Raw genomic sequence first — 5,930 nt, 5'->3', positions numbered from 1 at the left:
ACTCGGCGACCAGCCCGTCGTCCACGGCGCCACTCACAGCGGCCTTCCCGGCCTCGGTGTCACTCGTCACGTCAGTCATCAACTGTCGCTTCCAGCTCGGGAGTTACACCGCTCACCGTACAGACCCGGCCAGTCAGTTATGCGGTGTGGTGAGGGTCTGAGCGCTGTTCGCCCAGGCTGTGTCGAATTGTTGGAGGGCGATGGTGTAGAGGAGGCCGGGGGCTCGTGCGTACAGGCAGGGCGAGTTCCGGCCGTGCGCGTTGTCGCTGTAGAAGGTCAGGTAGGCGACTTTGTCGGTGGCGATGACGCGGCATGTGTGGGGCAGGTTGTAGCTGTGCAGCTGAATGTTGCGTTGCGCGCGAGCGGCCTGGGCGAGGTAGTTGATGTTGGCTCGGACCTGGCCTCTGAGCAGGTCCGGGGTGAAGCCTGGGTCGAAGCGGGCGACGTCGTGGGAGCGGCGGTCCAGCCAGGAGTCGTGTGGTGTGTCCGGGTCGGGGAGCAGGATCTGGACGGATGCGGGCGCGAGGTCGCCGGACCACAGTGGGGCGAAGGCTTCGCGGGTGAGGATGTTGCCGCGTCCTGCCATGACTTTGACCCAGCGGGCCCGGGCGAGGTCCTGGCTCATGTTCTGTTCTGCGGCGGCTTGGCGGCGGTAGACGCGGCGGAGTCCGGTGCCGGTGAACCAGGAGCAGGCGGCGGTGAGCCACCACAGGGGGCGTGAGGCGCGCAGCAGGCTGAGGACGAGCAGGAGGGCGCTGGTGACGAGGGAGCTGAGTATGCCGAGCAGAAAGGCGTTCATGCCGAGACTCCGGTGGTGGGAGTTGTCTCCTTAGTCGGTGCTCGCGGTGCTCGTCGCTGGCTCAGCAGAGATAGGGGAGCAGTTGGCTCAGGACGTGGGCGGCGTTTCTTGCTGCGAGTTCGTGGTGCCGGTGGCCCTTGTCTTCGTCGGCGTTGTCTGAGACGCCGCGGACGACGATCCAGCCGGGGTTTTCGGTGCCGTGGACTGAGTTCTCCTGCCAGTACTGGCTGAGCCCGCCGGCCTCCATGTCTACGGCCAGGACCTTTTCGTGGTAGGTGGTGAGGTAAGTACGGACCTCACTGGCACGGTCGGCGATGACGGCTTCACCGGACCCGATGACTCCGGGGTATACCTCGAACTGGTCGCCGGCGTGTGCGGTCATTTGGCCGTTGATGCGCGCCGGCGTCCCATGGTCGGTGAAGTAGGCATTCACGGCGTGAACGACCCGCGCGGGTGCTTGCCGGTGTTCACCGCGGCGTCGGGTGTCTCCGAGCGGATTGATCTTGCGGCTCTCGTAGGAGACGACGTCGGTGGAGACGATGACGTTGCCGATACGGGCGTGGTCGTCATGGATGCCGCCTCCGATGCCGACGAGGGTCCACAGCCGGGGGTTGTAGTGGCGTCGGAGGTTTTCCAGGGCGGCCATGGTGGAGCGCTGTCCCTGGCTTTGTGTCTGTGTGGCCACGACGCGCAAGGTGGCGCCGGGGACAGTGTGTTCGCCCTGGTAGAAGTACAGGCCGCTTGGCGTCTTGTGCCGGTGGAGCTTTAACTCGTCGATGACGGAGCGGAGTTCCTCACTGAGGATGGTGACGATCCCGAGGTCCCACCCGGCGTCCGCTTCGACGGCCGGCTCGGCGGAGTGCTGGGGCGCTGGCCCGGAGGCTTGAGCGTTCGCTCCGATCGCGATGTTGCTGAAGTGGTTGTTGCTGCCGTGGCTGATGATGCCTCGGTTGTTGGTCATGGGGCTGCTCCGTTGTCGGGCTGCGCGGGCTGGTTCGCAGCGACGCTGACCTGAGCCGCGTCGCCTACGGCGTTGTTGGTGAAGCTGTTGTTGTCGCCGAAGTTGAAGATGCCGCTGTTGATGATTTTGAGTGCTCGGTCCTTGAAGACGGACGTGTCGACGTCCTTGTCCTGCAGGAAGTCGCTGGCGGCGCTCAAAAGCCGCTGCTCTATGGTTTTCATCCGTCCGAGGATGTCGCTTTTCTCAAGCTGCACCTTGGTCCAGGTCTGGGACGATTCCTCTCGTATGCTGACGCGGCTGCCGATGAGGATGTTGCGGATCGGCGTCGTGGTGAGGTCGCGGGGCAGAACGGCGGCCTTTGCCAGCGCGTAGAGGTAACGGAAGATCCGCCATGAGTGTTGGATGTCGGAGGGCAGCGCGGCTGCGGCATGGCCCTGGCTGCCCGTTCTCGCCTGTGTGACCTGTGAGATGTGAGCGTGGACACGGGGGCCACCCGGCAGGACAAGGGTTGGGTCTGCTGGGCTCTTCGCCGTTCTTGGGACGGCGAAGAGCGGTCCTCCTGTGTGATGTTTGCGCCGTAGTGAGGTGTCTTGCTGTCGCGGTAGGGGGCAGGCGTACGGGGAAGCCTTTGCCCCTGTATGGAGACCAGCATGACGACTTCCCGCGTGCCGCGGCCCTCACTCGACGGCACACGTGATGACGCCACGACCGCCCGCCTGGAGCAGGAGAACGCGCAGCTGCGGCACGCAGTCGACTCTCACGCGAGGGTAGACCAGGCCATCGGGGTGCTCATTGCGATCCACCGGCTGACGCCGGCGGCCGGTTTCGAGGTGCTGCGTGAGGTGTCCCAGCACACCAACACCAAGCTGCACACGGTGGCTGAGTCGGTGATCGCCTGGGCGCTGGGGGAGCTCCTGCCGCCGTCGGTGGGCCGGGAGCTGGAGGCGGCCCTGCGACGGCGCATCGATGCAGGCGACAACGTAAATCAGCCGGGGTAGCGGTCAGGCGGTCAGGGCCTGCTCGACGGTGGGGTGGCAGGGGATGAGAATGTCGACGCCGGTCACCTGCAGCACACGCAGGACAGATTGCCGGGCGCCGGCGATGCGTACCCAGGCCAAGCTTCACTGTTGGGCGGCGGCCGATCCCGGCCGCCGGTTCGATGATCTGTTCAACCTCGTGCACGACCCGGCGACGCTGATCGTGGCGTTCGAGCGGGTGGCCGGCAACCGGGGTGCCCGCACTCCTGGCGTGGATGGCCTGACGGCCGCCGACGTCGAGGAGCGAATTGGGGTCCCCGGATTCCTGGACGGCCTCCCAAACCGGGTGGGTCGGGGAAGGTTCGGCGGCTGGGCATTCCCGTGATCGCCGACCGGGTCGTCCGGGCCGCGCTGAAGCTGGTGCTGGAGCCGATCTTCGAGGCCGACTTCAAGCCGGTCTCCTACGGCTTCCGGCCCAAGCGGCGAGCTCAGGATGCGATTGCTGAGATCCACTTCTATGGCACCCATGGATATCGGTGAGTACTGGACGCGGACATCGCAGCGTGCTTCGACGAGATCGACCACGCCGCGCTGATGGACCGCGTTCGGATGAGGATCAAGGACAAACGGGTACTGGCGCTGGTAAAGGGATTTCTGAAGTCCGGCCTCCTCACGGAGTTCGGAGAGCGTCAGGAGACCTTCACCGGCACACCGCAAGGGGGCATCATCTCCCCTCTCCTGGCGAACATTGCCCTGTCGGTGCTCGATGAGCACCTTCATCGGGCATGGGAGCCGGATGGGGAACTGTCCACCAGCGGTCGGCGCGAACGACGGGGTGCCAAGGGCCTGCCCTCGTGGCGGCTGGTTCGCTACGCGGACGACTTCGTCGTCCTGGTCAAAGGGACCAGGCAGGACACCGAGGCACTGCGTGAGGGGATCGCCCAGGTCCTCGCACCGATGGGATTGCGGCTCTCGGAAGCCAAGACCCAACTGGTGCACCTGAGCAAGGGGTTCGACTTCCTGGGGTTTCACATCCACCGGCCTCTGCGGTCGGTGAAAGCGAAGATTCGTACCCTCACCCACAGAACGTCGGAGCAGGACCTGGCCGTGGTGCTGGTGAACCTCAACCAGGTCACACACGAATGGGCCAACTACTTCAGGCATGCCGTTGCGAAGCGCACCTTCAGCAACCTGGACAACCTCGTCTGGTGGCGATTCGTCCGGCCACTGCAAGAACTGGTCGGACGTTCGCAGACGGCTCACCACCCCCACCGGGTGGTGGCTGCCGATCAGCGCGGGCGAGATCGAGTTGCGGAAGATCAGCGCGATCCCTGTCACCCGGTATCGCTACCGCGGCAACACGATCCCCACCCCCTGGACCCCTGCCACCACCTGACGGCAGAGACCGTGGAGAGCCCGTTGCCTAGTAATAGGCACGGCGGGTTCGGCGAGAGGTCCGGGGAAACGGGCCGGGAGCAATCTCGGCACCGCGGCCCCGGGCCTACTCAGCGGCGAAGCCGGCTCCTCCATGACGCCGCCGCATGCGAAGACATGGTCGCAGCGAGGCCGCACTCCGGTGGTGCGGGTCCGCGGCCGCTCCCGCAGACGCATCTCGATCGCCGGCAACCGCGACGGACGCAAGAGCTTCTTCTGGCGCGACTGCCGCGATCTGCTCATCGCAGCACACCAGCAGTTCGGCCGCCCGATCGTCCTGATCTGGGAGAACCTCAACGCCCACAAGGCCGCAGACCTGCGGGAGTTCGCCGCGAACCGTGACTGGCTGACCATCTACCCTGCTGCGACGCGGTCGGCTCTCCAACGTCGCCTTCACCACGCCGGAGCGCCTGATGCAGCGCATCCGACACGGCCTGCGCCACATCCAGTACCGCAGCCACTTCATGGACGGCTGCCTTGCCGAGACAGGGCCGGCCATCAACGCCTGATACGAGTTCAAGCTCAGTAATCAGCGGTCTGTCGATGCCTCCGGAGCTGGTGACACCACCCCCCGGGGCCATGCGTTCGACGGGAGGGACCAGACATACCAGCTCCAGAGGCTGGGGAAGCCCCGTTGCGGGATCTGGGGAGCACGGAGACCACATGCGAAATGATCACCCGATCAGCGCAATTCATGTCAGTCGCCGCACGGCGTCATGCAGATGAAAAACCGATGATTACTCGTCCGTAAGGGTGTCTCACCTGCTTGATGATATTCCTACTAATGGGCTATCAAGTGGCCTCATGGTGACGAGAAGTGCGATTTGAATCGCACCCCGTAGGGAATGTGGCTGATATGATCATCTTTGCCTCGATGCCCTGAGACAGACAAAGCGTCGTTCCGTCCTGAATTCGAGGCGAGGGTCTGGCTGGTCAAGCAGCCACTGTTGGAGAAAATCGCCTGGACCGTATCTGCCTCTGCACGTCTCGCCGGTACTGGCACTTCTCCGGGGCCGGTCATTGGACCAGCCAGAACAAGCGGAGGCGGACTATGGGAGAAGGGAAGCCTTTCGAGAAGAGCCGTAAGACTCGATCCCGGGCGTGCGAGACGTACGGATTCCGCACAGCACCTGCCGGTCCGGCAGCGATCAGCCGTTGTCAGTGCATCGGCCGACGGGCTGCTGTGGCCCGGTCCGGTCCTGGACCAGTTCCTTCCACTCCAGGGCTGGTCTTCACCCTACCTACGAGCAGGAAGACGACGAGATTGCGACAGAAACTGAGCAGGGGATTGGTCGTGGCCGCCGCCGCGACGGGCATCCTGCCCCTGTATGGCCTTCCGGCGTTGGCGGACTCGCCCGCCGAGGTTCCCGGAAACAGTCGTGCGAGCACGCAGGGCTCGCACGGCGCTCCCCACGGCTCCGCCTCCGGCGAGGACCGCGAGCCCGGCGGTTACGGCGCTGTCGAAGGTGGTTACGGCGGCGACTTGGACGTGCTGGGAGGTTACGGTGATAGGCCGTCGGCGGAGCCTTCCAGCACGCCGTCGGTGGAGCCGAAGCCGTCGCTGCCGGTTGCCGACGACGGTGGTTATGGCCACGAGGACGTGGAAGGTGGTTACGGCAACGACTCGGAGGCGCTGGGAGGTTACGGTGATAGGCCGTCGGCGGAGCCTTCCAGCACGCCGTCGGTGGAGCCGAAGCCGTCGCTGCCGGTTGCCGACGACGGTGGTTATGGCCACGAGGACGTGGAAGGTGGTTACGGC

At 65.2% G+C, this 5,930-nt stretch carries 6 protein-coding genes and 3 pseudogenes; 6 read left to right on the top strand and 3 right to left on the bottom strand.

What is annotated here, in order from left to right:
* Window positions 1–133: 133 nt before the first annotated feature.
* The 3 genes from G3I77_RS40355 to G3I77_RS40345 form a co-directional block, all read right to left on the bottom strand.
* Window positions 134–799 (bottom strand): hypothetical protein, encoded by a 666-nt coding sequence (locus G3I77_RS40355; protein ID WP_248512426.1) that lies wholly within the window; start codon window positions 797–799, stop codon window positions 134–136.
* A 61-nt stretch (window positions 800–860) separates the two neighbouring features.
* Window positions 861–1,760, bottom strand: coding sequence for a hypothetical protein (locus tag G3I77_RS40350; RefSeq protein ID WP_248512424.1), 900 nt, complete (start codon window positions 1,758–1,760; stop codon window positions 861–863).
* Window positions 1,757–1,981, bottom strand: coding sequence for a hypothetical protein (locus G3I77_RS40345; RefSeq protein WP_248512422.1), 225 nt, complete (start codon window positions 1,979–1,981; stop codon window positions 1,757–1,759). Before G3I77_RS40345 ends, G3I77_RS40350 begins: the two co-directional genes overlap by 4 nt.
* A 429-nt stretch (window positions 1,982–2,410) precedes the next feature.
* Between G3I77_RS40345 and G3I77_RS40340 the strand changes: the two genes are divergently transcribed.
* The 6 genes and pseudogenes from G3I77_RS40340 to G3I77_RS40310 form a co-directional block, all read left to right on the top strand.
* A complete protein-coding gene (locus G3I77_RS40340) occupies window positions 2,411–2,758 on the top strand; it encodes an ANTAR domain-containing protein (RefSeq protein ID WP_248512420.1) in 348 nt (115 codons plus the stop codon).
* Between the two features lie 103 nt (window positions 2,759–2,861).
* Window positions 2,862–3,122, top strand: coding sequence for a hypothetical protein (locus G3I77_RS40330; protein ID WP_248512419.1), 261 nt, complete (start codon window positions 2,862–2,864; stop codon window positions 3,120–3,122).
* Complete coding sequence (locus G3I77_RS40325) at window positions 3,119–3,277, top strand: hypothetical protein (RefSeq protein ID WP_248512411.1); 159 nt, start codon at window positions 3,119–3,121, stop codon at window positions 3,275–3,277. Before G3I77_RS40330 ends, G3I77_RS40325 begins: the two co-directional genes overlap by 4 nt.
* A gap of 54 nt (window positions 3,278–3,331) precedes the next feature.
* A pseudogene (locus G3I77_RS40320) lies at window positions 3,332–3,907 on the top strand (reverse transcriptase domain-containing protein); the annotation flags it as partial.
* A gap of 358 nt (window positions 3,908–4,265) precedes the next feature.
* Window positions 4,266–4,680 (top strand): annotated as a pseudogene (locus G3I77_RS40315) (IS630 family transposase).
* A 785-nt stretch (window positions 4,681–5,465) separates the two neighbouring features.
* Window positions 5,466–5,930, top strand: a pseudogene (locus G3I77_RS40310) (hypothetical protein); the annotation flags it as partial.

The organism is Streptomyces sp. D2-8 (genome assembly GCF_023184515.1).
In the GTDB taxonomy this organism is placed as follows: Bacteria; Actinomycetota; Actinomycetes; order Streptomycetales; family Streptomycetaceae; genus Streptomyces.
The sequence above is the reverse complement of the archived record's forward strand: the minus strand, read 5'-3'. Positions and strand labels throughout refer to the sequence as shown.